We start from the raw sequence: 25748 nt of genomic DNA, 5'->3' as shown, positions 1-25748 counted from the left end.
CCCGGCCCGCAAGACCGCCCCCCGAGCGCCCCGGGCACCCCGCAAAGCGGCACCCAAAACCCCACCCCCGGCCACCGGTGACAAAACACCCGCCACCCAGGACATCCCGGCTATGGCCGTACCGGAAAAAGACGCCGCGGCGAACGACGCACCCGGACCGAAGCCACCAACTCCCCGGAAGCGCGCCGCCCGCCGCAAGCCCCGCAAAACCGCGGCAACCGGAACCGATCCGCAGACCGCAACCGCAAAGGCCGACACCACAACGGCCGACAAGACGAAGGCCGAAGCGGAACGCCAAGCCGCCACCGACCTCGCCACCCGCAACCAGGCCGTCGACGCCGCCATCACCCGCAAAGCCGAGCGCGACCAGGCCGCCGCCGACCGCGCCCGCCGCGAGCGCGTGGCCCGCCGCACCGCCCCCCGCGACCCGGTCTTCGACTTCCTCCCCCGCGCCGCCAACCAGCCCCCGGACGAAACCGACTAGCCCGCGCCGCCAACCAGCCCCGGACGAAGCCGACTAGCTCGCGCCGCCAACCAGCCCGCCGGACGACACCGGCTAGTTCGTGATCGGCAGGTAGACCCGCGCGCCGCCGTCCACGAACTCGGTCGACTTGGCCTTCATCCCGGCCGCCCGCAGCTCGTGGCTGATCTTCATGGAACAGAATTTCGGGCCGCACATCGAGCAGAAGTGCGCCGTTTTCGCGGGTGCCGCCGGCAGCGTCTCGTCGTGGTAGGCGCGGGCGGTCTCCGGGTCGAGGGCGAGCTCGAACTGGTCCTCCCAGCGGAAGTCGAACCGGGCGTGCGACAGCGCATCGTCCCAGTCCTGCGCGCCGGGGTGGCCTTTCGCCAGGTCCGCGGCGTGTGCCGCGATCTTGTACGCGATCATCCCGGCCTTGACGTCCTCCTTGTTCGGCAGGCCCAGGTGCTCCTTCGGGGTCACGTAGCAGAGCATCGCGGTGCCGAACATCCCGATCATCGCGGCGCCGATCGCGGACGTGATGTGGTCATAGGCGGGCGCGATGTCGGTGGTCAGCGGCCCGAGCGTGTAGAACGGCGCGCCGGCGCACAGTTCGACCTGCAGGTCCACGTTCTCCTTGATCTTGTGCATCGGCACGTGGCCGGGGCCCTCGACCATCACCTGGACGTCGTACTCCCAGGCGATGTGGGTCAGCTCGCCGAGCGTGCGCAGCTCGGCGAACTGGGCCTCGTCGTTGGCGTCGGCGATCGATCCGGGGCGCAGGCCGTCGCCGAGGGAGAACGTGATGTCGTACTCCCGGAAGATCTCGCACAGGTCCCGGTAGTGCTCGTAGAGGAAGTTCTGCCGGTGCTCGGCCAGACACCAGGCCGCCATGATCGAGCCGCCGCGGGAGACGATGCCGGTGACCCGTTCGGCGGCCAGCGGCACGTATTCGAGCAGCACCCCGGCGTGGATCGTCATGTAGTCGACGCCCTGCTCGGCCTGTTCGATAACGGTCTCCCGGAACAGCTCCCAGGTCAGCTTGAGCGGGTCGCCATTAACCTTCTCGAGGGCCTGGTAGATCGGCACGGTCCCGATCGGCACCGGCGAGTTCCGGACGATCGCCTCCCGGGTCTCGTGGATCCGCGGCCCGGTGGACAGGTCCATCACGGTGTCCGCGCCCCACCGGGTGGCCCAGGTCAGCTTCTCCACCTCCTCGGCGACCGACGAGGTCACCGCGGAGGTGCCGATGTTCGCGTTGACCTTCACCAGGAACTTCGACCCGATGATCATCGGCTCGGACTCCGGGTGGTTGCGGTTGACCGGCAGCACCGCGCGCCCGGCGGCGATCTCGTCGCGCACCAGCTCGGGGTCGACGCCCTCGCGGACCGCCACGAACTCCATCTCCGGCGTGATGTCACCGGCGCGGGCGGCGGCCAGCTGTGTCCGTCCGTCCCACCAGGGTTTCCGCAGTTGCGGCAGCCCGACGGTCGGCTCGCTGCCCGGGCCGGCCGTGTCGTAGAGCCGGACCGGTGCGTTGTCACCGGTCAGCACGACCTCGGTGAACGGCACCTGGATCTCGGGACGGGAGCCTTCGACGTAGACCTTGCGCCTCATGTTTCCTCCTAATTAGGTACAAAACCGCCGGAAAAAGGCAGCACGGAACCCCGGCCGCCCTCACAAAGCCTCAGAAGGAGCGGCTGTTCCAGAAGTGATCAAGCGGTCCGGGACCCGCGCCCAGCCGCCATCGAGCGCCACCCAGCAGCGCCCCGCGCACGTACCGTTTCGCCGCCGCGACCGCCTCCGGCACCGGATCACCGGCCGCCAGCCGCACCGCGATCGCGGACGAGAACGTGCACCCCGACCCGTGGTTGTTCCGCGTCGGCACCGGTTCCCCGCGCAGCGTCGTCACGTCGCCGCCGTGCCAGAGCACGTCGCACGCGAGTTCGCTTCCGGTCACCACCACGGCGCGCGGCCCGGTCGCGCCGATCTCCGCCGCTGCCGCGGCCATCTCCGAGGTGGTCTCGACCCGGCGTCCGATCAGGGCGCCGGCTTCCTGCCGGTTCGGCGTGACAACTGACGCGTACGGCATGAGCACCGCCACCACCCCCGCCTCCCCGAGCCGGCTGCCCGACGTCGACACCAGCACCGGGTCCACCACGAGGTTCGGCAGATCCGCGACCCGTTCCGCGATCACCTTCGCCACGGCCGGGTCACCGATCATCCCGACCTTGACCGCGGCCACCGGCAGATCACTGAGCACCGCGTCGAGTTGCGCGGCCACGCTCTCGGCCGGCACCGAGTGGATCCCGGTCACCCCGAGCGTGTTCTGCGCCGTGATCGCGGTGACCACCGAGACGCCGTAGGCCCCGAGCGCCGCAAAAGTCTTCAGATCCGCCTGAATCCCGGCTCCCCCACCGGAGTCCGACCCGGCAATGGTCAACACCACCCGCGGCGTCACCCGCCCACCCCCAGCTCCGGCAGCCGGCTGGCTCCCAGAGGTGCATCCGGCCCCCCGAGAGACCCCTCAGAACCAGCCGGGCCCCGCGAGCCGGCCAAACGCCCGGACCACTGGCTGGTCGTCAGGGGTGCCTCCGGCCCCCCGACACACCCCTCAGGACCAGCCGGCAGGCGGGGGCGGGCGGCGGCGAACGCGCCGGCCAGGGTGCGGGCGACCCGCTCCGGGTTGGCGGCTCGCATGATCGCGCCGAGGACGGCGATCCCGGCCGCGCCGGCCGCCGCGCACTCGGCCGCCCGGGCCGCCGAGTCGATACCGCCGAGCGCCAGCCACGACACCGCGCCGGCCAGCGCCGCCGCGCGATCGGGGCCCAGCGCCGGCCCGTATCCGGGCTTGGTCGCGGTCGGGTAGACCGGCGAGAGCATCACGTAGTCCACGTCGGACATCGACTCGGTGCCGTGGCAGGAGCGCCCGACCAGCGGCACCCCGGCCGGCACCGGGTCGGCCGCGGCCAGGTGCACGGCACCGCCGCCGAACGGGTCCGGGCCGGCCACGATCAGCCGTCCGGACGGGACCACCCGACGGAGGGCGGTGATCAGGGCGGCTCTTTCGTCGTACGGTAGATCGCGCTCCCGGAGGACCACCCACCCGGCGCCGCCGCGGACCGCCGCGGCCACCACCTCGATCAGCGGCCCGGCAGCGGACCGCCGGTCGGTGAGCACCACGAGCCCGCCCGGCGTCACCACACCGGGATCCCTTCGTCCTGAGTGGACGCCACCGCGTGGAAGCGACGCGGGATCCGGCCGGCCTGACGAGCGAGTCGCCCGGCCGCCACCGCGTGCCGCATCGCGGCCGCCATCACGGCCGGCTCGTCGGACCGGGTGATCGCGCTGGCGACCAGTACCGCGTCGCAGCCCAGCTCCATCGCGAGCGCGGCGTCCGAGGCGGTGCCGATCCCGGCGTCCAGCACCACCGGCACGTCGACGGTCTGCCGGATCAACTCGATGTGGTGCGGGTTGGCGATCCCGAGACCGGAACCGATCGGCGAACCGGCGGGCATCACCGCGGCGCATCCGGCGTCGGCCAGCCGGCGGGCCAGGATCGGGTCGTCGGTGGTGTACGGCAGGACCGTGAACCCGTCGGCGACCAGCACCTCCGCCGCCCGGAGCAGCTCGACGCCGTCCGGCAGCAGGGTCCGCTCGTCGCCGATCACCTCCAGCTTGATCAGGTCGGTCTCGAACGCCTCCCGGGCCATCTGCGCGGTCTTCACCGCGTCCCCGGCGGTGAAGCAGCCGGCCGTGTTCGGCAGGATCCGCACCTTGAGCCGCTCCAGCATCGGCAGCAGCCCCGGCCCGGCCGCCTCGACCCGCCGCAGCGCGACGGTGACCAGGTCGGTTTCCGAGGCGACGATCGCGTCCTCGAGCGCGGCGAGGCTGTGCGCGCCGCCGGTGCCGAGGATCAGTCCGTTCGGTGGCAGCAGGCTCATGCTCAGCCGCCCTGTGCCGCGGTGAGCACTTCGACCGCGTCCCCGTCGGCCAGATCGACCTGCGCCCAGGTGGAGCGCGGGACGACCGAGCCGTTCACGGCGACCGCGACGCCGCGGTGCGCGTCGGTGATCTCGGCGACCAGGGTGGCCACCGAGCAGACGTCAGGCCGGGTCTCGTGCCGGCCGTTGACCATCAGGCGCATCCGAACCTCCCGGGGGTGAAATCCTCGATGAGCGGGTCGGCCGAGCCGGTCAGGACCAGGTCGGCGATGAGCTGGGCGGTGATCGGCGCGAGCAGGATCCCGTTGCGGTGGTGCCCGGAGGCGACCACCACCCGGCCGGTGAGCCGGCCCAGGACCGGCGCGTTGTCCGGGGTGCCGGGGCGGTGCCCGACGGTGACCTCGGCGAGTTCGTGCTCGGACAGGCCGGGCACCAGGTCGAGGGCGGCGCGCAGCAGGTCGTGCACCCCGCCGGCGGTGGGCCGGGAGTCGGTGCGCTCCTCCTGGGTGGCGCCGACCACCACCTCGCCGTCGGCGCGGGGCACCAGATAGACGTGCCGGCCGTCGGCGGCGCCGTCGATCACGTGCCGCAGGATGCCGGGTTCGCCGCGGAGGCGGAGCACCTGACCCTTGATCGGCCGGATCGGCAGGCCGGTGAGGGCGGCGGTGCCACAGCCGGCCGCGACAACAACGGTGTCTTCCTCCAACTCGGACAGATCGGAGATCACGGCTTTCTTCCAGCGCGAATCCAGGATCGCCCGGAGGCGGGCGACGACCCGCCGCGGATCCACCTGCCGCTCGGTCGGTGCATAGGCGCCGGCCCGGATCCGCGGCGACAGCGCCGGCTCCCGGTCCCGCACCTGTGACCCGGTCAGCGGCGACAGTTTCTGGTGCTTCCACTCCCGCGCCATCTCGGCCACGTCGTCGGCGGTCAGCGCGACCCCGAGCGTCCCCACCTCGTCGTAGCCCACGTCACCGAGCGACGCGGCGAACGCCGGCCACAGCCGGTTGGACGCGTCAAGAAGCCGCTCCAGCTGCGGAAACTCGAAGAGCGACTCACCGCCCGGCGCGAGCATCCCGGCGGCGACGTGCCACGCTCCGGCGGATCCGTCCGGCGCCGGGTCATAAACGGTGACGTCCGCCCCGCGCCGCAGCAGTTCCGCGCCGATCGCCAGCCCGATGATCCCGCCGCCGACGATCCCGACCCGCTGGCCGTTCTTGTCAGGGCCGCGCTTGCCAAGGCCGCTGCTCATGTCAGGGCCGCCAGGAACGCCGCGGCCTGGCCGCGCGGGTCGACGGCGAAGGCGGAGACGGCCGCGATCCCGTGCGCGTGCTTGGCCAGCAGCCCCGCCCGTTCCAGGATGATGCCGCCGATCGCCAGCACCGGCACGCCCGGGACGGCGGCGGCCACGACCGCTATCCGGTCCGGGCCGAGGGGCGGTGGCAGGCCGTCTTTTGTGGAGGTCTCAAAGGCCGGACCCACCCCGAGGTACGTCGCGCCACTCGCGACCGCGGCCCGTGCCGCCTCCGGGGTACGACAGGTCGCCCCGACCACCAGGTCCGGCCCGAGCACCCGGCGCACCACGTCGACGGGCAGGTCGTCGGCGCCCACGTGCACGCCGTCCGCGCCGGCCGCGAGCGCCACCCCGATCCGGTCGTTGACCAGGCACATCGCGCCCGCCGCCCGGCAGATCGGGATCGCTTCGAGGGCCAGCGCATAGGCCTGCGCGTCGGTGGTCTTGACCCGGATCTGCACGGCGACACCCGGCTGGGCCACCCCGCGCACGACGTCGATCGAGTCGGTGATGACATGCAACCTGGGGAATGCTTGCCTAGATCCAAACAAAGCGTCCACGACGCACTCCTCCCTGCGCCGGCATTACCCGGATCAGGTTCTACGGTCGGAGGCCGCTTCAGCCTCCCTCTCAGCCCGGTGCCCGGACTCCCGTGGGTTTCTTGTAACCGGACCATAACCGGTCCGTGATGGAGTTGGCTAGCGCACATCCCAGACGGGTTCCGGCACCTCGACCACCTCGTTGTCCGCTCTGAACAGCACGAAACGATCGAAGGACCTGGTGAACCAGCGGTCGTGGGTGACAGCTATCACGGTGCCGTCGAACGCCTTCAAACCCTCTTCGAGAGCCTCCGCCGAAGCCAGGTCCAGGTTGTCGGTCGGCTCGTCGAGCAGCAACAACGTCGCACCGGACAGCTCCAGCAGCAGCACCAGGAACCGGGCCTGCTGTCCACCGGAGAGGGTGCCGAACCGCTGGTCGCCCTGCGCGCCAAGCTCGTACCGGCTGAGCGCCTTCATGGCGCCGGCCCGGTCCACACCGGAACGGTGCTCGTCACCCCGCCAGAGGATCTCGATCAGCGTCTTCTCGACAAGTTCGGGCCGGTCGTGGGTCTGCGAGAAGTGACCGGGCCGGACCCGCGCGCCGAGTCGCGCCACCCCGTTGTGCTTGACGTGGGCCAGCGGCGCGCCGTCGACCGGCTGGTGCTCCAGGTCGGGTTCGGTGCCGCCGGCCGCGAGCAGCCGCAGGAAGTGCGACTTGCCGGAACCGTTCGCGCCGAGCACCGCGACCCGGTCGCCGTACCAGATCTCCAGGTCGAACGGGAACGTCAGGTTCTCCAGCTCGACCTGCTGGCAGATCACCGAGCGCTTGCCGGTGCGGCCGCCGCGCAGGTTCATCCGTACCGACTGCTCCTTGGGCGGCAGCGGCGGCGGGCCGGCCTCCTCGAACTTGCGCAGCCGGGTCTGTGCCGCCTGATAGCGCGACGCCAGGCCGTCGTTGTACGCCGCCTTGTTCTTCAGCATGAAGACCAGCTCGCGGATCTTCTCGTGCTCCTCGTCCCAGCGGCGGCGCAGCTCTTCCATCCGCTCGTGCCGGTTCATCCGGGCCTCGTGCCAGGACGCGAAGTTGCCCGGATGGGTCCACGCCCCGCCGCCCTCGACCGCGACCACCCGGTCGGCGGTCTGTGCGAGCAGCTCCCGGTCGTGCGAGACGAACAGGATCGCCTTGCTGGACTCCCGGATCCGTTGCTCCAGCCAGCGCTTGGCCGGCACATCGAGGAAGTTGTCCGGCTCGTCGAGCAGCAGCACCTCGTCGTTGCCGCGCAGCAGCAGGTCCAGGGCGAACCGTTTCTGCTCACCGCCGGAGAGGGTGCGGACCACCCGGTCCTTGGTCTCTTCCCAGGGCTTGCCGAGGATGGCGACCGCGACCGTGTCGAAGACCACCTCGGCGTCGTACCCGCCGACTTCGCCCCAGGTGGCCAGCGCGTTCGCGTACGCGATCTGGCTCTTCTCGGTCTCGTCCAGCGCGGCCGTGGCGCCGGCCAACCTCGAGCCCGCGTCGCGCAGCGGCGGGGCGACCAGCGACAGCGCCAGGTCCTCCAGCGTGCGGTCGTCGCCGATCATGCCGATGAACTGGCGCATCACGCCCAGCCCGCCGACCCGCGCGACGGTGCCGGACTGCATCGGGATGTCCCCGGCCACCATCCGCATCAGCGTGGTCTTGCCCGCACCGTTCGGACCGACCAGCGCGACCTTGGCGCCCTCACCGACTCGGAACGACACGTCGGCGAACAGCTCCCGGCCGTCCGGCAGCACAAAACCGGCACCGGCGACATCCACGTAACCCATGCCCGGCATCCTGCCCGGTCAGAGCCTCAGACGGCAGCGGGTTTTCTGGTAACCCTCAGCACGCGGAAGCCCTTCTGGCTGGCGATCCGCTCGACCTGCCAGTCCAACTCGGTCAGCCAGGTGTGCAGCGAGTCACCACCGAGGTTCCGGTTGATCACCAGCCAGGCCACGCCGTCCGGCGCCAGCCGGGGCAGCCAGCGGGCCATCAGCGCGCGCAGCTCGGTCTTGCCGACGTGGGTGGGCGGGTTGCTCCAGATCTGGTCGAACACCACGTCGGCCGGCACCTCGTCCGGCGCGTGCACCCGGATCCGGGCGGCCAGGCCGAGGGTGGCGGCGTTCTCCACGGTCAGCTCGCGGGCCCGGGAGTTGACGTCGATCGCGTGGACCGTGGTCAGCGGCGCCTCGGCGGCGAGCACGCAGGCGATCGGGCCGTATCCGCAGCCCAGGTCGAGCAGGGTGCCCTCGGTCTCCGGGCCGGGCAGGCCGGCCTTGCGGAGCAGCACCGCGGTGCCCGGGTCCAGTCGCCCGGCGGAGAACACCCCGTTGGCGACGGCGAGCCGGTAGTCCCGGCCGGCCACGCTGAACTCGATGTCTCTCCGGCGCAGCGGGGTGTCCGGATCGGTGCTGAAGTAATGCTCGGCGGTCACCCGACCAGTCTCCCGCGTCATAACGGACGAGCAACCGCCGGGTGCCGGACACGCTGTGCGTTCATAGATCGACGTCCGCGCCTAGCTTGTCACCCATGCGGTACGCCACCCCGAACCGCTCCGCTCACCGCGCCACCTCGGCCCCCGACTTGACGCTCCTGGTCCGCCCCCTGGTCCTGTTCCGCACGTGGCTCGTCCGCCAGGCTCCCCGGCCCACCGCCGGTCAGCATCGGCAGCCCGCGCGGCCCCGGGTGCACACACGGCTTCTGGTCCGCCCGCGGCGGCACGCCTGGCGCGAGCCCCACGCCACAATGCACCTGCTGACCCGCGGCCTGGCCGCCCTGATCGTGCTGGGCATCTGCCTGATGCTCGGTTTCCTCATCGTCTCCGACGAAGGCCGTGATCCGGCCGCGGCCACCGACCGGACCATCGCATCCCGGGCCGCCGATCCGAGTCCGCTCACCGTCGCCGAGACGTTTCCGGCCGGCGCCGCCGGCTACCAGGTGGAGAACGCGGTGGCCGAGACCGATTGCACGGTCGCTGTCACCGGCGCCTTGCGGTCCGAGCTTTCCGGGTACGGATGTTCGCAGGCGGTCCGGGCCACCCTCGCCGTGCCGGACAGCGGGTACCTGGTCACCGCCGGGGTGCTGAACCTCGCCGACACGCAGAGCGCGAACGCGGTCGCCGACCGGGTCCGCGCCCTGGTCGAGACGGGTGACGGCAGCTTCACCGCGATGACCGGCGCGCAGATACCGTCCGGCACCCCGGTCGGCTGGCGGGCCCGCGGCCACTACCTGCTGTACTGCGTGATCACCGGGCCGGCCGGTGAGCCGGTGCCGAGCGGCGAGCCACTGCTCGGGCAGATCACCAGCCACCTGCTCGACGACTACCTGAGCGACCTGGTCCTGGCCCGCCGCGCGTCAGGCTCGTAGCCGCCGGGTGGCGTCGGCGCGGGACGCGTACTCGTCGGCGGCCGGGTAGCCGACCGCGACCAGGGTCAGGCCGTGCGCGCCGGCCACGGTCACCTGGTTGGAGCGTTCCCGCAGGGTGAGCAGCGTCGCCGGCCACTCCGGCCCGCGGCGGCCCTCACCGACCGCGATCATCGCGCCGACCAGGCTGCGCACCATGGCCTGGCAGAACGCGTCGGCCTGCACGGTGGCCACCAGGGTCCGGTCCGGGTCGCGCCGCCAGTCCAGCTTGTTGATCGCCCGGATCGTGGTGGCGTGCTCCTTGCGCTTGCAGTACGCGGCGAAGTCGTGCTCGCCGAGCAGCCCGATCGCGGCGGCGTTCAGCCGGTCCAGATCGAGCGGGCGGGGCCAGCCCAGGGTGTCGTGGCGGCGGAGCGGGTCCGGGCCCCAGGGGTCGTCACAGACCCGGTACTCGTACCGGCGGAACGTCGCGGAGAAGCGGGCGTCGAACGTGTCGGGGACCGGGATGATCGCCTTGACCCGGGCGTCGCCGGGCATCAGCCCACCCAGCCGGCGCAGCAGCGACCCGGCCAGCTCCGCGTACCGGCCGGCCGGCAGGTCGATGTGGCAGACCTGGCCGGTGGCGTGCACCCCGGCGTCGGTACGCCCGGCCACGGTCAGGCCCAGCGGCGTCTCAGCCCCCGGGTCGCCGAGGATCCGGTGCAGTGCCTCGGCCAGCACCCCGGCCACCGTCCGCTGGCCGGGCTGGACGGCCCACCCGGCGAACGCGGCGCCGTCGTACGAAATCTCAAGTCGTAGGCGGATGGTGTCGGTCATCCCGCAGCGCGCTCCTCTAACCGCAGCCAAAGGAAAAGCCCGGCACCCATCGGGTGCCGGGCCGTTCCAGAAAAATCACGCCTTGGCGTCGTCGTCCTTGGCGTCTTCCTTGGTCTCGCTCTTGTCACCGGAAGCGCTGACCGGAGCCTCGGCGTCCTGGTCGTCGGCGACCGCCTCGGGGGCGGTCTCCTCGGGAGCCAGGGCCTCGAGCTTGTCCTGCTGCGCGGTGGCCTTACGAGCGGCGGCCTTGGCGGCCGGCGCGGTGGTGGCCGCGACCTGAGCCTCCTCGACCAGCTCGATGACGGCCATCGGAGCGTTGTCGCCCTTGCGGGGACCGGTCTTGGTGATCCGGGTGTAGCCACCGGGACGACCCGCGTACCGCGGAGCGATCTGCTCGAACAGGGCGTACACGACGTCCTTGTCCTTCACGATGCCCAGAACCCGGCGACGGGCGTGCAGGTCACCGCGCTTGGCCTTCGTGATGAGCTGCTCGGCCAGCGGACGCAGCCGCTTGGCCTTCGTCTCGGTGGTCTTGATCTTCCCGTGCCGGAAGAGCTCGGTGGCCAGGTTCGCCAGGATGAGCTTCTCGTGGGCCGGGCTGCCGCCGAGGCGGGCACCCTTGGTGGGCGTGGGCATTTCAGATGCTCCTTGAAAAGATGGCGCAACCGAGCTTTACAGCTGCTCGGTCTCGCGGTAGTCGTCGGTGTCGTAGTCCACGTCGCCGAACGAGTCCACGACGTGCGCCGGGTCGAAGGAGGGCGCGCTGTCCTTCAGGCCCAGGCCCATTCCGGCGAGCTTCATCTTGACCTCGTCGATCGACTTCTGGCCGAAGTTCCGGATGTCCAGAAGGTCAGCCTCCGTACGCCCTATCAACTCGCCCACGCTATTGATGCCCTCGCGCTTGAGGCAGTTGTACGACCGGACGGTGAGGTCCAGCTCCTCGATCGGCAGCGCCAGGTCGGCAGCGAGCTGCGCGTCCTGCGGCGACGGGCCGATGTCGATGCCCTCGGCGGTCTCGTCCAGCTCACGGCACAGGCCGAAGAGCTCGACGAGGGTCGAGCCGGCCGAAGCCAGCGCGGTCCGCGGCGAGATGGACGCCTTCGACTCGACGTCGATGATCAGACGGTCGAAGTCGGTGCGCTGCTCGACACGGGTCGCCTCGACGCGGTACGTGACCTTGAGCACCGGCGAGTAGATCGAGTCGACCGGAATCCGGCCGATCTCGGCGCCCGCGCTCTTGTTCTGGGCCGCGGTGACGTAGCCACGGCCACGCTCCACGGTCAGCTCCATGTCGAGCCGGCCCTTGCTGTTCAGCGTCGCCAGCTTCAGATCCGGGTTGTGCACCGAGACACCGGCCGGCGGCTGGATGTCGCCGGCGGTCACGTCGCCCGGGCCCTGCTTGCGCAGGTACATGCTGACCGGCTCGTCGTGCTCTGAGCTGACGGTCAGTTCCTTGACGTTCATGACCAGCTCGACCACGTCCTCCTTGACACCGGGGATCGTGGTGAACTCGTGCAGCACGCCGTCGATCTTGATGCTGGTGACCGCCGCGCCCGGGATGGACGACAGCAGGGTCCGCCGCAGCGAGTTACCGAGGGTGTAGCCGAAGCCCGGCTCCAACGGTTCGATGGTGAACCGGGAACGGGTCTCGCTGATCGACTCCTCAGAGAGAGTCGGCCGCTGGCTGATGAGCACGCTGTACTTCTTTCTGTCAGGCCAACCGCTATTTGATGGCCGTCTGATGTGCCCGGCGCTTGAAGAAAGCGCCGGGCAGCTTTGTTACTTGGAGTAGAGCTCGACGATCAGCTGCTCTTGCACCTGCGTGTCGATGACAGCGCGGGCCGGGAGCGTGTGAACGAGGATCTTCATCTCCGCCGGGATGGGCTCGAGCCACGCCGGCACCGGCCGGGAACCGGCCTGGGCCTGCGCGACGACGAAGGGGGTCATTTCCTTCGACTTCTCGCGGAGCGTGACGATGTCGTGCTCCTTCACCCGGTACGACGGGATGTCGACCTTGACACCGTTCACCAGGAAGTGGCCGTGCTTGACCACCTGGCGGGCAGCGTCCCGGGACGAGGCGTAGCCAGCCCGGTAGACGACGTTGTCGAGCCGCGACTCGAGGATCTGCAGCAGCACCTCACCGGTCTTGCCGGGCTTGGTGACAGCCTCCTCGTAGTAACCGCGGAACTGCTTCTCGAGAATGCCGTAGACGCGACGCGCCTTCTGCTTCTCACGGTGCTGGAGCAGGTACTCGGTCTCCTTGGTCCGTCCACGGCCGTGCTGGCCGGGCGGGAAGGGACGCGACTCGAACGGGCACTTCGGCCCGTCGCACTTGCTGCCCTTGAGGAACAGCTTCATTTTCTCGCGGCGGCAGCGCTTGCAGTCCGCCCCTGTATAACGAGCCATGCTTCGATCTCTCCCTTAGACCCGACGACGCTTGGGCGGACGGCAACCGTTGTGGGGCTGCGGCGTGACGTCGGAGATCTGACCGACCTCGAGGCCCGCGGCCTGCAGCGAACGGATGGCGGTCTCCCGGCCGGAGCCGGGGCCCTTGACGAACACGTCGACCTTGCGCATGCCGTGCTCCATGGCCCGACGCGCAGCAGCCTCGGCGGCGAGCTGAGCGGCGAACGGAGTCGACTTGCGGGAGCCCTTGAAGCCCACCTGGCCGGACGAGGCCCAGGAGATGACCGCACCGGTCGGGTCGGTGATCGACACGATGGTGTTGTTGAAGGTGCTCTTGATGTGCGCCTGCCCGTGGGCGACGTTCTTGCGTTCTTTGCGCCGGACCTTTTTGACTGCGGCCCCTGCGCGTGCCTTCGGTGGCATAAGTCAGTGCGCTCCTATTACTTCCGACCGGGCTTCTTCTTACCGGCGACCGTCCGCTTCGGACCCTTACGGGTACGAGCGTTGGTCCGGGTCCGCTGTCCTCGCACGGGCAGGCCCTTGCGGTGGCGGATGCCGGCGTAGCAGCCGATCTCAACCTTGCGGCGGATGTCCGCGGCGACCTCGCGGCGCAGGTCGCCCTCAACCTTGAAGTTGGCCTCAATGTATTCGCGGAGCTTGAGAAGCTCCTCTTCCGTGAGGTCCTTGGCGCGCTTGTTCAGGTCGATCGCCGTAGCGGTCAATGCTTCGACGGATCGGGTACGCCCGATGCCGAAGACGTAGGTGAGCGCGATCTCCATTCGCTTTTCGCGGGGGAGATCGACGCCGACGAGACGTGCCATTTCTGGGCGTGCTCCTCAGATGTCTCTCGGAGGTCTGTGCCCATCCCATCCCGCCTGCCCCGGCGGGCCCCGGCCTCCGACCGGGGGTGTGGCCGCTCCGTCATCGGGATGACGTCACGACCGGGACGAGCTCGTTCTGTGGTGCGGATCCTGCGCAGAAAGGCTGGACTCAGCCCTGACGCTGCTTGTGGCGCGGGTCGGTGCTGCAAATCACCATGACCCGGCCGTGCCGCCGGATGATCCGGCAGTTGTTGCAGATCCGCTTGACGCTCGGCTTGACCTTCACGGTTTGCCTTAACTCTCAGTCAGACGGGATGTGGAATCCCCGTGACCCGCTTACTTGTAGCGGTAGACGATTCGCCCACGGGTCAGGTCATACGGCGAGAGTTCGACGACGACCCTGTCCTCGGGAAGGATGCGGATGTAGTGCTGGCGCATCTTCCCGGAGATGTGTGCCAGGACCTTGTGACCGTTAGCGAGCTCAACGCGGAACATAGCGTTCGGCAGAGGCTCGATCACTCGGCCTTCGATCTCGATGGCTCCGTCTTTCTTAGGCATGTCCTCCGCTACCTGTACATCGGGTTCTGGGGCAGGCTTGCAACGTCATACCCGAGCCTGAGAGGGCTCGGACCAGCCGCGGCTTCCCTCGGTCCTCGAAGCGCTGAGGACATGAAGGAGAGGACGCTGCGCGCCAGCAAGCCAGTCTACGCGCCCCCACCTGGGACACCAAACGCAGGCTCCGCTACCCGGGGTCGGGCGTGTCAGATCGGCCTCAGCGACTGCGCCGGCCCCGGTCGGTGAGTGCACCCACACCGGTGATAATCACCGGTATCAGCACCCAGGCCGGCCAGAAGTAGTAGGCGTGTCCGGAGCTGAACGACGAGATCGCCCAGATCACCGTGCAGATCAGAAACGCGGTCAGCGCGCTCGTGAAGGTGTGCCGGCCGCCGTGGTCCGTCTCACCCTTGGCCACCGCCGCCGCCGGCTGTGGCGCCGGGCTGTGCGGCTGGACCTGTGAGTGCTGGACTCCCACGGTGCCCGGGAGATCGTCGAGAAGTCCATCGAGATCCCCGTAGGTCCGTGCGGAGTAGGCACGCTGGACCCGTTCGTCGTACTCGTTCAGATCGAGCCGGCCCTCATCGAGCGCGGACTTCAACTGATCCGCAATACGCTGGCGATCAGCATCGCCGGCGCGCATCCCCTCGCGACCCATGGGTCACAGCATGCCAGGCGAGCGCTCGGGAGCCCAGACGGCAGTCGTCCGGGCTCCGCAGTGGATTCTGCGCGATCGGGCGCCGCGCGGGTGGACCAGGCCGATTCTCAGGGCTGGCGAGCGGTCACCAGATCGCCCAGGCGGGCCCGGCCGCCGTCCGGGGCGGTGGTGACCCACACCCCGTCGTCCAGGAGCGCCATGGTGTGCTCAACGTGCGCGGCGCGGGAACCGTCCCGGGTCACCACGGTCCAGCCGTCGGAGAGCTCCACGGTCCGCGGCGAACCCATCGTGATCATCGGCTCGATGGCCAGTGCCATGCCCGCGGTGATCCGCGGGCCGCGGCCCGGCTTGCCGTGGTTGAGCACGTGCGGTTCCTGATGCATCTCGGTGCCGATGCCGTGGCCGCCGTACCCGTCGACGATCCCGTACCGGCCGCCCTTGCGGACCACCTTCTCGATGTTGAACGAGATGTCGGTGAGCCGGCCCCGGCCGTTCGCCACGCCCCGGGCCGCTGCCGCGATCCCGGCCCACATGGCGTCCTCGGCGACCTCGGCCATCTTCAGCAGCGCCGGGTCGGTGGCGCCGACCCCGACGGTGATCGCCGAGTCGCCGTGCCAGCCGTCCAGGACCGCGCCGCAGTCCAGCGAGACCAGGTCACCCTCGACAAGCACCTGCTCGGCACCCGGGATCCCGTGCACGACCTGCTCGTTGACCGAGGCACAGATCGAGGCCGGGAACCCGTGGTAGCCCTTGAACGACGGGACGGCGCCCGCGTCGCGGATCACCTTCTCCGCGACCGCGTCCAGATCGGCGGTCGAGACACCGGGCGCGACAGCGTCCCGCATCGCTTCCAGCGCGGCGAAGACCACCAGACCGGCGGCCCGCATCTTCACGATCTGTTCCGGCGTCTTCAGCTGAATGTCCAGCTCCTGACGTCGCATCTCTTAGCCCCCGTAGGACCGCAGGGCGTCTATTGCGCGCACCGTGACGTCTTCGACCGGCCCGGTCGCGTCGATGCCCACCAGCTTGCCCTGGGCGCCGTAGTAGTCGACCAGTGGCGCGGTCTTGTCCGCGTACTCCACCAGCCGGTTAGCGATGGTTTCGGCCTTGTCGTCGTCCCGTTGGAACAGCTCCGCGCCACAGCGGTCGCAGATGTTCTCTTTGCTCGTCGGGTCGAACTCGACATGCCAGATCTTGCCGCACCCGCGGCAGGTCCGACGGCCGGAGAGCCGCCGGACCACCTCGTCGTCGTCGACGACGAGTTCCATCACGAGGTCCAGCGCGGTGCCGAGGTCCGCGAGCAGCTTGTCCAGCGCGTTCGCCTGCGGCACCGTGCGCGGGAACCCGTCGAGCAGGAACCCGTCGCCCGCGTCCGGCTCGGCGAGCCGGTCACGGACCATGTTGATGGTCACCTCGTCCGGCACCAGCTGCCCGGCGTCCATGTACCGCTTGGCCTCGACCCCGAGCGGGGTCCCCTGCGACACGTTCGCCCGGAAGATGTCGCCGGTGGAGATCTTCGGTACGGCGAGATGGGCGGCGATGAACTCAGCCTGGGTCCCCTTGCCGGCCCCCGGAGGGCCCACCAACACCAGCCGCACCTACATCGCCTCGCTTCGGTCGCAAGAAGCCACGCCTACCGTCGACGCCAGAGCCCCCCGGCCCCGCGTGCCCACTACCGGAGGAACCCTTCGTAGTTCCGCTGCATGAGCTGGCTCTCGATCTGCTTGACCGTCTCCAGACCCACACCCACCATGATCAGCACCGCGGTGCCGCCGAAGGGGAAGTTCTGGTACTGCTTCTGGTCCAGCCAGATGAAGAAGAAGTTCGGCAGAACCGAGATCAGGCCCAGGTACAACGCGCCCGGCAGGGTGATCCGGCTGAGGATGAAGTCCAGGTAGTCGGCGGTCGGCTTGCCCGGGCGAATACCCGGCACGAAACCACCGTACTTCTTCATGTTCTCCGCGACCTCAGTCGGGTTGAACGTGATCGACACGTAGAAGTACGTGAAGAAGATGATCATCAGGAAGTACACCGTGATGTACAGCCAGCTGGTCGGACTCGCGAGCCAGTTCTGGATCCAGATCTGGTAGTTCGTCAGATTGTTCGAGTCGAAGAACTGCAAGTACAGCTGCGGCAGGTAGAGCAGCGACGACGCGAAGATGACCGGGACGACACCCGCCTGGTTCACCTTCAGCGGGATGTAGGTCGAGGTACCGCCGTACATCCGCCGGCCGATCATGCGCTTCGCGTACTGCACTGGGATGCGACGCTGCGCCTGCTCGATGAAGACCACCAGGCCGATGATCACCAGGACCAACGCGATCACCAGGAGGAACTTGCCGGTGCCGGCGGTCTGCTTGATCGTCCAGCCCTCGCCGGGGAGGCGAGCGGCGATCGAGGTGAAGATCAGGACGGACATGCCGTTGCCGACGCCGCGGTCGGTGACCAGCTCGCCGAGCCACATGACCACGCCGGTGCCGGCGGTCATCGTCATGACCAGAACGGTAAGAGTGAGCCAGATCGGGATGCCGGTGTTCTCCGGGATGATCTGGTAGGACGGGTTGTCCTGGTCGCACAGACCGCCGAACAGCTGGCCGGTCCGAGCCAGGGCGACGAACGCCGAGGACTGCAGGATCGCCAGGCCGAGGGTCAGGTAGCGGGTGTACTGGGTGATCTTCGCCTGACCGGACTGACCCTCCTTGCGGAGCTGCTCGAGCCGCGGGATGACCACGGTGAGCAGCTGCAGGATGATCGACGCGGTGATGTACGGCATGATGCCGAGCGCGAAAATCGAGAGCTGGAGCAGAGCACCACCGGAGAACAGGTTCAGCAGGTTCAGAACCTGGTTGCCCGACTGCTCGGTGATCTTGAGGCAAGCCTGCACATTGGTGTACGAGACGCCTGGGCTGGGCAAGGTAGCGCCGAGCCGGTAGAGCGCAATGATCGCCACCGTGAACAACAACTTCTTGCGCAGGTCAGGCGTCCGCAACGCACTCGAAAAGGCGGAGAGCAACTTCTTCCTCCTGCGCGAGGTCACCGCCGAATGGCGGATCGGGGGGAAGGCATCGGTCCGGATGACCGATATCCCTAGCTGGGAACGGACTCTAACAGTCTTGAGCCGCCGTGGTCAGCCACGGTAGCCGTCAGTGCGGCGGTGCGTTACGAGCAATCACAGAAGTGCAGGTCAGACGCCACAAGGGGATGCTCGCCGAACACGAAGTCCGGACGAGCACCCCCACAAGCCTCACAGCTGAGTGGCGGAACCACCAGCAGCAGCGATCTTCTCCTTGGCGGAGTCACTGAACGCGTGCGCCTTGATGGTCAGCGACACGCCGTTCAGCTCACCCGAGCCGAGGACCTTGACCGGGAGGTTCTTGCGAACCGCGCCGGACTCGACGAGCTCGGCCGGGCCGACCTCGCCGCCGTTCGGGAACAGCTCAGCAAGGCGGTCCAGGTTCACGACCTGGAAAACAACCTTGTTGCGCGGCTTGTTCCGGAGGCCCTTCATCTTCGGCAGACGCATGTGGATGGGCATCTGCCCACCCTCGAACGACGCCGGGGTGTTCTTGCGGGCTCCGGTGCCCTTGGTGCCGCGACCGGCGGTCTTGCCCTTGGAGCCTTCACCGCGACCCACACGGGTCTTCGCAGTCTTGGCACCGGGCGCCGGGCGCAGGTGGTGGACCTTGATCGCCATTACTCGACCTCCTCGACAGTGACGAGGTGGTTCACGGCGAAGATCATGCCCCGAATCTCGGGACGGTCCTCCTTGACCACCACATCGTTGATCCGCTTGAGGCCGAGCGACCGCAGGGAGTCCCGCTGGTTCTGCTTACGGCCGATCTCGGACCGGATCTGGGTGACCTTCAGGCGGGCCATCAGCGCACCGCCGCTTCCGCACGCGACGCCAGCATGGCCGCCGGCGCCACGTCCTCCACCGGCAGGCTACGACGAGCCGCGACCTGCTCCGGGGACTCGAGGCCCTTCAGAGCGGCCACCGTGGCGTGCACGATGTTGATCGGGTTCGAGGAGCCGAGGCTCTTCGACAGGATGTCGTGGATGCCCGCGCACTCCAGCACGGCACGCACCGGGCCACCGGCGATAACACCGGTACCAGCGGACGCCGGCTTGAGCAGGACGACACCTGCGGCAGCCTCACCCGTGATCGGGTGCGGGATGGTCGCACCGATCCGCGGGACCTTGAAGAAGTGCTTCTTGGCCTCTTCGACGCCCTTGGCGATCGCCGCGGGCACCTCCTTGGCCTTTCCGTAACCGACACCGACGGTGCCGTCACCGTCGCCGACGATCACCAGGGCGGTGAAGCTGAAGCGACGACCACCCTTGACGACCTTGGCGACACGGTTGATCGCGACGACCCGCTCGAGGTGAGGGGTCTTCTCGACGGGCGCGTTGCCGCGACCGCCCTCACGACGGTTGTCGCGGCGGCCGCCACCTTCGGTGCTACCGCCGGACCCGCCGCCACGGCGCTGCTGACCAGGCATTGGTCAATCCCTCCTAGAACTCGAGTCCGGCTTCGCGAGCGGCACCGGCAAGCGCGGCGATACGCCCCGCGTACTTGTTGCCACCGCGGTCGAAGACGACCTTGGAAATACCCGCGGCCTTGGCGCGCTCGCCGAGGAGCGTGCCAACCTTGCCGGCCAGCGCGCTCTTGTCGCCCTCGGTGCCCCGGATCGAGGTGTCGAGGGTCGAGGCCGAAGCGAGCGTGTGACCCTTGAGGTCGTCGATGATCTGCGCGGTGATGTGCCGCGAGGACCGGGTGACGACCAGGCGGGGACGCTCGGCCGTACCGGCCACGTTCTTGCGGACCCGGAAGTGACGACGCGCCTTGCCAACGGCGCGCCGTGAGGCGACACCGCCGCCATTGCGGCGCTTGAGCAGCGTGGCGGTCACTTCTTACCTGCCTTTCCAGCCTTGCGGCGGATGACCTCGCCCTGGTACTTGACGCCCTTGCCCTTGTAGGGCTCCGGCGGGCGGATCTTCCGGATGTTGGCGGCGACCTCGCCGACAAGCTGCTTGTCGATGCCCGCCACAGTGAACTGGGTGGGCCTCTCGACCGAGAACGTGATCCCCGTCGGCGGCACGATGTTCACCGGGTGCGAGAAGCCCAGAGCGAACTCCAGGTCCTTGCCCTTGGCGGTGACACGGTAACCGGTGCCGTTGATCTCGAGGGTCTTCTTGTAACCCTCGGTCACGCCCACGATCATGTTGGCGACCAGAGTGCGCGAAAGACCGTGCAGCTCCTTGGCCTTGCGCTCGTCGTTGGGGCGGTTGACGACCAGCTCGCCGCCGTCCTGAGAAACCGTGATCGGCTCCGCGACGGTGTGCGACAGTTCGCCCTTGGGGCCCTTGACCTTAACGGTCTGCCCCGTGATGGTGACGTCGACGCCGGCCGGGACCGGGATCGACTTACGTCCGATTCGCGACATGTCTAAGTCTCCAGTTACCAGACGAAGGCGAGGACTTCCCCGCCAACGCTCCGCTTGCGGGCCTGCTTGTCGGTCAGCAGTCCCTGGGACGTCGAAATGATCGCGACACCGAGACCACCGAGCACGCGGGGCAGCTCGTCGGACTTGGCGTATACACGCAGGCCCGGCTTCGAGACGCGCTTGATGCCGGCGAGGCTGCGCTCGCGGTTCTGGCCGTACTTGAGCTCAACGACCAGACGCTTGCCGACCGCGCCCTCCTCGGGCTCCTCAGACGTCCACGACGCGATGTAACCCTCGGCCTTGAGGACCTCGGCGATGTTCGCCTTGATCTTCGAGTAGGGCATCGTCACTTTGTCGTGGTACGCCTGGTTGGCGTTGCGCAGACGCGTCAGCATGTCTGCGATCGGGTCCGTCATCGTCATGGGTATTCGTCAACCTTTCTCGCCGGGGTTCCCGGGGGACCCGGGCCTACGGCGAAGCGGTATTACTAAGTCGGGTGTTACCAGGAGGCCTTGGACACGCCGGGCAGCTCACCACGGTGAGCCATGTCCCGCACGCAAACCCGGCACAGACCGAACTTGCGGTAGACCGAGTGCGGGCGACCGCACTTCTGGCAGCGGGTGTAGGCGCGCACGGCGAACTTGGGCTTCGCGGCCGCCTTGATGATCAGCGCCTTCTTAGCCATATCAGTTCTCCTTGAACGGGAAGCCCAGGAGCTTCAGCAGCGCCCGGCCCTCGTCGTCGGTCGTGGCGGTGGTGACCACCGTGATGTCCATGCCCCGCGTGCGATCGATCCGGTCCTGGTCGATCTCGTGGAACACCGACTGCTCGGTGAGGCCGAACGTGTAGTTGCCGTGGCCGTCCAGCTTGCGCCCGTCGAGACCGCGGAAGTCGCGGATACGCGGCAGCGCGATGGACAGCAGGCGGTCCAGGAACTCCCACATCCGGTCGCCACGCAGGGTGACCTTGGCGCCGATCGGCATGCCCTCACGGAGCTTGAACTGCGCGATCGACTTGGTCGCCCGGCGAACCAGCGGCTTCTGACCGGTGATGGTGGTCAGATCGCGGACCGCGCCGTCGATGAGCTTGGCGTCGCGGGCAGCCTCGCCGACACCCATGTTGACCACGACCTTGACCAGGCCCGGGGTCTGCATCGGGTTGCCGTACTTGAACTGCTCCCGGATCGCCGGCACCACCTCGGTGCGGTACTTGCTCTGCAGGCGGGGCAGCGTCTTGGTCTCAGTGGGGGCAGTCATCAGAGTTCCTTACCGGTCGTACGCGCGATCCGGACCTTGGTCCCGTTATCGTCGATCCGGTACCCGATGCGGGTCGGCTTACCCTGGTCGTCCAGCACCTGCACGTTGGAGATGTGCACGGGGGCTTCCTGAGTGACAATGCCGCCGGTCTTCGAACCACGCTGGTTGGTACGGATGCGTTCGTGCTTCTTGACTCGGTTGACGCCCTCGACCAGGACCTTGTCCTGCCTCGGGAAGGCCGCAATGACCTTACCCTTGGCACCCTTGTCCTTGCCGGCGATGACGACGACCGTGTCGCCCTTCTTGATCTTCACGGTCAGAGCACCTCCGGCGCCAGGCTAATGATCTTCATGAACCGCTTGTCGCGCAGCTCGCGCCCGACCGGGCCGAAGATGCGGGTACCGCGGGGGTCCCCGCCGTCCTTGATGATGACGGCGGCGTTCTCGTCGAAGCGGATGTACGAGCCGTCCGGACGACGACGCTCCTTGGCGGTGCGAACGACGACAGCCTTGACGACGTCGCCCTTCTTCACACCGGCACCCGGAATGGCGTCCTTGACCGTGGCCACGATGACGTCGCCGATGCTCGCGTAACGGCGACCGGAGCCACCGAGTACGCGGATGCACAGGATCTCCCGGGCACCCGTGTTATCGGCGACACGCAGTCGCGACTCCTGCTGGATCACGTCTGTCTCCTATGTCTGCCAGTTCTCCGGTGACGTACCGAAGCTTGGCGGAACGATGGTCCGCTGGGCCGGCCGCAGCCGGCCCAGCGTACTCACTTGGCCTTTTCGAGGATCTCCACGATCCGCCACCGCTTGGTGGCGGAGAGCGGACGCGTCTCCATGATCGAGACCCGGTCGCCGGTACCCGCCGAGTTGGACTCGTCGTGCACCTTCAGCTTCCGCGTACGGCGGATGACCTTGCCGTACAGGGCGTGCTTGACCCGGTCCTCGACCTCGACGACAACAGTCTTGTCCATCTTGTCGCTGACCACGAGACCCTCACGCACCTTGCGCTGAGCGCGCGGAGCGGCGGTGGTGTTCTCACTCATGCCGTCACCTCATCCGGCGCGACCGAGAGCCCAAGCTCACGTTCACGCATGATCGTGTAGATCTTCGCAATGTCCTTGCGGACGACCTGCAGTCGACGGTGATTGTCGAGCTGCCCGGTCGCACGCTGCACACGAAGATTGAACAGCTCCGCCTTGGCCTCCCGCAGCTTCGCGACCAGCTCCTCGTCGGAGCTCTCGCGCAGCTCGGCTGCCTTAACGCCCGCTGCCATTAGCTTTCACCCACTTCGCGCGTCACGATGCGGCACTTCATCGGGAGCTTGTGGATCGCGCGGCGCATCGCCTCGCGCGCGACCGTCTCGTTCGGGAAGGACATCTCGAAGAGAATGCGTCCCGGCTTGACGTTCGCGACCCACCACTCGGGAGAACCCTTACCGGAACCCATGCGGGTCTCGGCAGGCTTCTTCGTCAGGGCCTGGTCCGGGAAAATCGAGATCCAGACCTTGCCGCCACGCTTGATGTGGCGGGTCATCGCGATACGCGCCGACTCGATCTGCCGGTTCGTCACGTACGCCGGCTCAAGAGCCTGGATACCGAACTCACCGAAGACGACCCGGTTACCGCCCTTGGACGCGCCGTGGCGGTCCGGGTGGTGGGGCTTACGGAAGCCCTTCGGGGGCTTACGGGGCATCAGCACAGGTCAGCCCTCCTGCTGCGTTTCAGCCGCAGCCGGAGCCGCAGCGGTGTCATCGGCGGTCGCCGCGGCCTGAGCGGCCCGGCCGGCCTCGGTGCCGCCCGCAGTCGTGCCGGACGAACCGGAACGGCCACGGCGCGGACGCTCGGGGCGGTCGGCGCGGTCACGGCGCGGACGCGCGGGCGCCTCAGCGACGGCCTCGCGACCCGGTACGGCGTCGCCCTTGTAGATCCAGACCTTCACACCGATCCGGCCGAACGTGGTACGGGCCTCGAAGAAGCCGTACTCGATGTTCGCCCGCAGCGTGTGCAGCGGAACGCGACCCTCACGGTAGAACTCCGTGCGGCTCATCTCCGCGCCGCCGAGGCGACCGGAGACCTGCACGCGGATGCCCTTGCAGATCGGGTTCTTCATGGCCGACTGCATGGCCTTGCGCATCGCCCGACGGAAGCTGACCCGAGAGGACAGCTGCTCGGCGACGCCCTGCGCCACGAGCTGAGCGTCCGACTCGGGGTTCTTCACCTCGAGGATGTTCAGCTGGACCTGCTTGCCGGTGAGCTTCTCGAGCTCGCCACGGATCCGGTCGGCCTCCGCACCCTTACGGCCGATGACAATGCCCGGCCGGGCGGTGTGGATGTCGACGCGAACCCGGTCACGGGTGCGCTCGATGTCCACCTTGGAGATGCCGGCGCGCTCGAGGCCCTTGGACATCATGCGGCGGATCTTGACATCCTCGCCGATGTAGTCCTTGTAGAGCTTGTCGGCGAACCAGCGGCTCTTCCAGTCGGTGGAAATGCCGAGGCGGAACCCGGTGGGGTGAACCTTCTGACCCATTACTCGGCACCCTCCGTGCTCTGGGACTCGGCGGCGGCCGGCTCTGCGGCCTTGTTGGCCTTCTTCGCCGAAGCCTTCTTCGCCGGGCGGGCCACCTGGACCGCCTCGACCGCGATAGTGATGTGACACGTGCGCTTGCGGATCCGGTAAGCCCGGCCCTGCGCCCGCGGACGGAACCGCTTGAGCGTCGGACCCTCGTTGACGTACGCCTCGCTCACGAGGAGTGCGTCCGGGTCGAGCCGCTCGTTGTTCTCCGCGTTCGCGATAGCGCTCGCGAGCACCTTGTAGACCTGCTCGCTCGCCGACTGCGGCGCGAACTGCAGGACCGTCAGAGCCTCCTTCGCGGGCAGACCGCGGACGAGGTTGACGACACGGCGTGCCTTGCTCGCCGACATGCGGACGTGCTTCGCAACTGCGCGAGAGCCCGGAAGCGCCGGAGCGTCATTCTTTACTGGCATCGCTGTAACCCCTTTCTTATCCGTGGACTGACTAGCGACGACGGCTCTTGCGGTCGTCCTTCTCGTGACCCTTGAACGTACGGGTCAGAGCGAACTCGCCGAGCTTGTGGCCGACCATGGCTTCGGAGATGAAGACCGGGACGTGCTTGCGGCCGTCGTGCACGGCGATCGTGTGCCCGAGCATGTCGGGAATGATCGTCGATCGACGCGACCAGGTCTTGATGACGTTCTTCGAGTTCTTCTCGTTCTGGACTTCCACCTTCTTGAGCAGGTGGTCGTCGACGAACGGGCCCTTCTTCAGGCTGCGAGGCATCTTTTAAACTCCCGTTACCCGCGCTTGCGGGTGGCGTAGCGGCGGCGAACGATCAGCTTGTCGCTCTCCTGGCCCTTGCGGCGGGTACGGCCCTCCGGCTTTCCAGCCGGGTTGACCGGGTGACGACCACCAGAGGTCTTACCCTCACCACCACCGTGCGGGTGGTCGACAGGGTTCATGGCGACACCACGGACGGTCGGGCGCTTGCCCTTCCAGCGCATGCGGCCGGCCTTACCCCAGTTGATGTTCGACTGCTCGGCGTTACCGATCTCGCCGACCGTCGCGCGACAACGAACGTCGACACGCCGGATTTCACCGGACGGCATACGCAGAGTGGCGTAAACACCCTCACGGCCGAGCAGCTGGATACCCACGCCGGCCGAACGGGCCAGCTTGGCGCCACCGCCGGGACGAAGCTCCACACCGTGGATCGTCGTACCGACCGGGATGTTGCGCAGAGGAAGGTTGTTCCCCGGCTTGATGTCCGCGCCCACACCGGACTCGATGCGGTCGCCCTGCTTCAGGTCCTTCGGCGCGAGGATGTAGCGCTTCTCGCCGTCGGCGTAGTGCAGCAGTGCGATGCGGGACGTACGGTTCGGGTCGTACTCGATGTGAGCGACCTTGGCCGGCACGCCGTCCTTGTCGTTGCGCTTGAAGTCGATCAGCCGGTACTGCCGCTTGTGGCCACCGCCCTGGTGCCGCGTGGTGATGCGGCCGTGGACGTTGCGACCACCCTTTTTGGGCAGCGGAACCAGCAGAGACTTCTCCGGCGTCGACCGGGTGATCTCAGCGAAGTCGGCGACGCTCGAGCCGCGGCGGCCCGGCGTAGTCGGCTTGTACTTACGGATAGCCATGTCTACAACCCC

The 25748-nt window shown here is 68.5% G+C and carries 39 protein-coding genes, 1 pseudogene and 1 riboswitch; of the genes and pseudogenes, 2 read left to right on the top strand and 38 right to left on the bottom strand.

Features of this window, described 5'->3' with window-relative positions; translation table 11 throughout:
- Positions 1 to 112: 112 nt before the first annotated feature.
- The gene (locus ADL15_RS25465; protein WP_067696211.1) at positions 113 to 484 is read left to right on the top strand and encodes a hypothetical protein; all 372 of its coding nucleotides are present in this window, start codon (positions 113 to 115) and stop codon (positions 482 to 484) included.
- Positions 485 to 556: 72 nt separating this feature from the next.
- Here ADL15_RS25465 and thiC read toward each other — a convergent pair whose 3' ends face one another.
- The 9 genes and pseudogenes from thiC to ADL15_RS25420 form a co-directional block, all read right to left on the bottom strand.
- Positions 557 to 2074, bottom strand: a complete 1518-nt coding sequence (gene thiC / locus ADL15_RS25460) for a phosphomethylpyrimidine synthase ThiC (protein ID WP_067696204.1) — start codon at positions 2072 to 2074, stop codon at positions 557 to 559.
- 70 nt (positions 2075 to 2144) lie between these two features.
- Positions 2145 to 2918 (bottom strand): bifunctional hydroxymethylpyrimidine kinase/phosphomethylpyrimidine kinase, encoded by a 774-nt coding sequence (thiD, locus tag ADL15_RS25455; RefSeq protein WP_067696201.1) that lies wholly within the window; start codon positions 2916 to 2918, stop codon positions 2145 to 2147.
- A 152-nt stretch (positions 2919 to 3070) separates the two neighbouring features.
- Positions 3071 to 3661, bottom strand: a pseudogene (locus ADL15_RS25450) (thiamine phosphate synthase); the annotation flags it as partial.
- The gene (locus ADL15_RS25445; protein ID WP_067696193.1) at positions 3655 to 4401 is read right to left on the bottom strand and encodes a thiazole synthase; all 747 of its coding nucleotides are present in this window, start codon (positions 4399 to 4401) and stop codon (positions 3655 to 3657) included. The pseudogene ADL15_RS25450 and the gene ADL15_RS25445, both read right to left, overlap by 7 nt.
- A 2-nt stretch (positions 4402 to 4403) precedes the next feature.
- Positions 4404 to 4604, bottom strand: coding sequence for a sulfur carrier protein ThiS (gene thiS / locus ADL15_RS25440; protein ID WP_067696191.1), 201 nt, complete (start codon positions 4602 to 4604; stop codon positions 4404 to 4406).
- Positions 4595 to 5653: a glycine oxidase ThiO gene (gene thiO, locus ADL15_RS25435; protein ID WP_067696188.1), complete on the bottom strand. Its 1059-nt coding sequence runs from the start codon at positions 5651 to 5653 to the stop codon at positions 4595 to 4597. Before thiO ends, thiS begins: the two co-directional genes overlap by 10 nt.
- On the bottom strand, positions 5650 to 6216 hold the full coding sequence (locus ADL15_RS25430; RefSeq protein WP_232344325.1) for a thiamine phosphate synthase: 567 nt from the start codon (positions 6214 to 6216) through the stop codon (positions 5650 to 5652). The genes thiO and ADL15_RS25430 overlap by 4 nt, the downstream gene beginning before the upstream one ends.
- Before the next feature lie 32 nt (positions 6217 to 6248).
- Positions 6249 to 6359, bottom strand: a riboswitch (TPP riboswitch).
- Positions 6360 to 6393: 34 nt separating this feature from the next.
- Entirely contained in the window at positions 6394 to 8040 is a 1647-nt protein-coding gene (locus ADL15_RS25425) for an ABC-F family ATP-binding cassette domain-containing protein (protein ID WP_067696185.1), read from the bottom strand.
- Between the two features lie 26 nt (positions 8041 to 8066).
- Positions 8067 to 8687 (bottom strand): class I SAM-dependent methyltransferase, encoded by a 621-nt coding sequence (locus ADL15_RS25420; RefSeq protein ID WP_067696183.1) that lies wholly within the window; start codon positions 8685 to 8687, stop codon positions 8067 to 8069.
- A 95-nt stretch (positions 8688 to 8782) separates the two neighbouring features.
- Here ADL15_RS25420 and ADL15_RS25415 point away from each other — a divergent pair, with 95 nt between their 5' ends.
- The gene (locus tag ADL15_RS25415; RefSeq protein ID WP_067696179.1) at positions 8783 to 9619 is read left to right on the top strand and encodes a hypothetical protein; all 837 of its coding nucleotides are present in this window, start codon (positions 8783 to 8785) and stop codon (positions 9617 to 9619) included.
- Here ADL15_RS25415 and truA read toward each other — a convergent pair.
- From truA to rplB, 29 genes are all read right to left on the bottom strand, one after another.
- A complete protein-coding gene (truA, locus tag ADL15_RS25410) occupies positions 9608 to 10432 on the bottom strand; it encodes a tRNA pseudouridine(38-40) synthase TruA (RefSeq protein WP_067696176.1) in 825 nt (274 codons plus the stop codon). The genes ADL15_RS25415 and truA overlap by 12 nt on opposite strands.
- 75 nt (positions 10433 to 10507) lie before the next feature.
- On the bottom strand, positions 10508 to 11068 hold the full coding sequence (gene rplQ / locus ADL15_RS25405) for a 50S ribosomal protein L17 (RefSeq protein WP_067696173.1): 561 nt from the start codon (positions 11066 to 11068) through the stop codon (positions 10508 to 10510).
- 36 nt (positions 11069 to 11104) lie between these two features.
- Positions 11105 to 12127: a DNA-directed RNA polymerase subunit alpha gene (locus ADL15_RS25400; protein ID WP_067696170.1), complete on the bottom strand. Its 1023-nt coding sequence runs from the start codon at positions 12125 to 12127 to the stop codon at positions 11105 to 11107.
- Between the two features lie 84 nt (positions 12128 to 12211).
- The gene (gene rpsD / locus ADL15_RS25395; protein WP_067696167.1) at positions 12212 to 12838 is read right to left on the bottom strand and encodes a 30S ribosomal protein S4; all 627 of its coding nucleotides are present in this window, start codon (positions 12836 to 12838) and stop codon (positions 12212 to 12214) included.
- A gap of 15 nt (positions 12839 to 12853) precedes the next feature.
- Positions 12854 to 13261 (bottom strand): 30S ribosomal protein S11, encoded by a 408-nt coding sequence (rpsK, locus tag ADL15_RS25390; RefSeq protein WP_014440747.1) that lies wholly within the window; start codon positions 13259 to 13261, stop codon positions 12854 to 12856.
- Between the two features lie 17 nt (positions 13262 to 13278).
- A complete protein-coding gene (rpsM, locus tag ADL15_RS25385; RefSeq protein WP_067696164.1) occupies positions 13279 to 13659 on the bottom strand; it encodes a 30S ribosomal protein S13 in 381 nt (126 codons plus the stop codon).
- 169 nt (positions 13660 to 13828) lie between these two features.
- Entirely contained in the window at positions 13829 to 13945 is a 117-nt protein-coding gene (gene rpmJ / locus ADL15_RS25380; protein ID WP_014687778.1) for a 50S ribosomal protein L36, read from the bottom strand.
- A gap of 50 nt (positions 13946 to 13995) precedes the next feature.
- On the bottom strand, positions 13996 to 14217 hold the full coding sequence (infA, locus tag ADL15_RS25375; protein WP_007073013.1) for a translation initiation factor IF-1: 222 nt from the start codon (positions 14215 to 14217) through the stop codon (positions 13996 to 13998).
- 214 nt (positions 14218 to 14431) lie between these two features.
- Positions 14432 to 14872: a DUF1707 SHOCT-like domain-containing protein gene (locus ADL15_RS25370; RefSeq protein ID WP_232344324.1), complete on the bottom strand. Its 441-nt coding sequence runs from the start codon at positions 14870 to 14872 to the stop codon at positions 14432 to 14434.
- A gap of 107 nt (positions 14873 to 14979) precedes the next feature.
- Positions 14980 to 15813 (bottom strand): type I methionyl aminopeptidase, encoded by an 834-nt coding sequence (gene map, locus ADL15_RS25365; RefSeq protein WP_067696160.1) that lies wholly within the window; start codon positions 15811 to 15813, stop codon positions 14980 to 14982.
- A gap of 3 nt (positions 15814 to 15816) precedes the next feature.
- Positions 15817 to 16470 (bottom strand): adenylate kinase, encoded by a 654-nt coding sequence (locus tag ADL15_RS25360; RefSeq protein WP_067696155.1) that lies wholly within the window; start codon positions 16468 to 16470, stop codon positions 15817 to 15819.
- 74 nt (positions 16471 to 16544) lie between these two features.
- Positions 16545 to 17885, bottom strand: a complete 1341-nt coding sequence (gene secY, locus ADL15_RS25355) for a preprotein translocase subunit SecY (RefSeq protein WP_067696152.1) — start codon at positions 17883 to 17885, stop codon at positions 16545 to 16547.
- Positions 17886 to 18116: 231 nt separating this feature from the next.
- Positions 18117 to 18566, bottom strand: a complete 450-nt coding sequence (rplO, locus tag ADL15_RS25350; RefSeq protein WP_067696149.1) for a 50S ribosomal protein L15 — start codon at positions 18564 to 18566, stop codon at positions 18117 to 18119.
- Positions 18566 to 18748, bottom strand: a complete 183-nt coding sequence (gene rpmD, locus ADL15_RS25345; RefSeq protein WP_014687772.1) for a 50S ribosomal protein L30 — start codon at positions 18746 to 18748, stop codon at positions 18566 to 18568. Before rpmD ends, rplO begins: the two co-directional genes overlap by 1 nt.
- Positions 18748 to 19371 carry a 30S ribosomal protein S5 gene (gene rpsE / locus ADL15_RS25340; RefSeq protein ID WP_067696146.1) on the bottom strand — a complete coding sequence of 208 codons (624 nt, stop codon included), beginning with the start codon at positions 19369 to 19371 and terminating at the stop codon, positions 18748 to 18750. Before rpsE ends, rpmD begins: the two co-directional genes overlap by 1 nt.
- Before the next feature lie 13 nt (positions 19372 to 19384).
- A complete protein-coding gene (gene rplR / locus ADL15_RS25335) occupies positions 19385 to 19780 on the bottom strand; it encodes a 50S ribosomal protein L18 (RefSeq protein WP_067696143.1) in 396 nt (131 codons plus the stop codon).
- Positions 19777 to 20316: a 50S ribosomal protein L6 gene (gene rplF, locus ADL15_RS25330; RefSeq protein ID WP_067696140.1), complete on the bottom strand. Its 540-nt coding sequence runs from the start codon at positions 20314 to 20316 to the stop codon at positions 19777 to 19779. The genes rplR and rplF overlap by 4 nt, the downstream gene beginning before the upstream one ends.
- Before the next feature lie 14 nt (positions 20317 to 20330).
- Positions 20331 to 20738: a 30S ribosomal protein S8 gene (gene rpsH / locus ADL15_RS25325; RefSeq protein WP_014440735.1), complete on the bottom strand. Its 408-nt coding sequence runs from the start codon at positions 20736 to 20738 to the stop codon at positions 20331 to 20333.
- A gap of 77 nt (positions 20739 to 20815) precedes the next feature.
- Positions 20816 to 21001 (bottom strand): type Z 30S ribosomal protein S14, encoded by a 186-nt coding sequence (locus ADL15_RS25320; protein ID WP_014440734.1) that lies wholly within the window; start codon positions 20999 to 21001, stop codon positions 20816 to 20818.
- Between the two features lies 1 nt (position 21002).
- Positions 21003 to 21572, bottom strand: coding sequence for a 50S ribosomal protein L5 (gene rplE, locus ADL15_RS25315; RefSeq protein ID WP_067696137.1), 570 nt, complete (start codon positions 21570 to 21572; stop codon positions 21003 to 21005).
- Positions 21572 to 21892 (bottom strand): 50S ribosomal protein L24, encoded by a 321-nt coding sequence (gene rplX, locus ADL15_RS25310; RefSeq protein ID WP_157441595.1) that lies wholly within the window; start codon positions 21890 to 21892, stop codon positions 21572 to 21574. Before rplX ends, rplE begins: the two co-directional genes overlap by 1 nt.
- Positions 21889 to 22257: a 50S ribosomal protein L14 gene (gene rplN, locus ADL15_RS25305; RefSeq protein ID WP_007465279.1), complete on the bottom strand. Its 369-nt coding sequence runs from the start codon at positions 22255 to 22257 to the stop codon at positions 21889 to 21891. The genes rplX and rplN overlap by 4 nt, the downstream gene beginning before the upstream one ends.
- A 92-nt stretch (positions 22258 to 22349) precedes the next feature.
- A complete protein-coding gene (gene rpsQ, locus ADL15_RS25300; RefSeq protein ID WP_067696132.1) occupies positions 22350 to 22625 on the bottom strand; it encodes a 30S ribosomal protein S17 in 276 nt (91 codons plus the stop codon).
- Positions 22622 to 22855 (bottom strand): 50S ribosomal protein L29, encoded by a 234-nt coding sequence (rpmC, locus tag ADL15_RS25295; RefSeq protein ID WP_067696129.1) that lies wholly within the window; start codon positions 22853 to 22855, stop codon positions 22622 to 22624. Before rpmC ends, rpsQ begins: the two co-directional genes overlap by 4 nt.
- Positions 22855 to 23280, bottom strand: coding sequence for a 50S ribosomal protein L16 (gene rplP, locus ADL15_RS25290; RefSeq protein ID WP_014687763.1), 426 nt, complete (start codon positions 23278 to 23280; stop codon positions 22855 to 22857). The genes rpmC and rplP overlap by 1 nt, the downstream gene beginning before the upstream one ends.
- Positions 23281 to 23283: 3 nt before the next feature.
- Positions 23284 to 24111, bottom strand: a complete 828-nt coding sequence (rpsC, locus tag ADL15_RS25285) for a 30S ribosomal protein S3 (protein WP_067696127.1) — start codon at positions 24109 to 24111, stop codon at positions 23284 to 23286.
- Positions 24111 to 24569, bottom strand: a complete 459-nt coding sequence (gene rplV, locus ADL15_RS25280) for a 50S ribosomal protein L22 (RefSeq protein ID WP_067696124.1) — start codon at positions 24567 to 24569, stop codon at positions 24111 to 24113. Before rplV ends, rpsC begins: the two co-directional genes overlap by 1 nt.
- A 31-nt stretch (positions 24570 to 24600) precedes the next feature.
- Positions 24601 to 24882, bottom strand: coding sequence for a 30S ribosomal protein S19 (gene rpsS, locus ADL15_RS25275; protein WP_067696121.1), 282 nt, complete (start codon positions 24880 to 24882; stop codon positions 24601 to 24603).
- Between the two features lie 14 nt (positions 24883 to 24896).
- Positions 24897 to 25736 carry a 50S ribosomal protein L2 gene (gene rplB / locus ADL15_RS25270; protein WP_067696117.1) on the bottom strand — a complete coding sequence of 280 codons (840 nt, stop codon included), beginning with the start codon at positions 25734 to 25736 and terminating at the stop codon, positions 24897 to 24899.
- Between the last annotated feature and the right edge of the window lie 12 nt (positions 25737 to 25748).

Origin of the sequence: Actinoplanes awajinensis subsp. mycoplanecinus, assembly GCF_001509495.1 — a bacterium.
GTDB classification, from domain to species: Bacteria; Actinomycetota; Actinomycetes; order Mycobacteriales; family Micromonosporaceae; genus Actinoplanes; species Actinoplanes palleronii.
This window is presented reverse-complemented; position numbering and strand designations above follow the sequence as displayed.